General features: G+C 67.8%; 1 pseudogene. It reads right to left on the reverse strand.

Annotated features, from left to right (window positions below):
• Positions 1 to 304: pseudogene (locus SZ60_RS17595) on the reverse strand (hypothetical protein); the annotation flags it as partial.

Below are 304 nucleotides of genomic sequence, written 5' to 3' on the forward strand. Positions count from 1 at the left end.
GTGGCGGCGGTGATCTTCGCGACGCCGACGAGCATCTCGTCCTGGACGGCGTCGGTCTTGAAGGTCTGGTTCAGCAGCGACGCGGCGTCGGGGCTGATGTGGACGGTGGTGCCCTCGAGGACGGCGTTGGAGCCTTCCATCTGGATGGGCTTGAGCGTGCCACCCCAGAGGTTGAACAGGTAGGCGTCCTCGGCGGCGACGGCACCGTTGGCGGTGACGGTGCCGTAGAGCTTGCTCTCGCCCGGGTCGATGCGGAAGTCGGTGAGTTCGACGACGGTGCCGTCGGCCGAGGTCAGCGACAGGC

This window comes from Frigoribacterium sp. MEB024 (assembly GCF_000878135.1).
GTDB lineage: Bacteria > Actinomycetota > Actinomycetes > Actinomycetales > Microbacteriaceae > Frigoribacterium.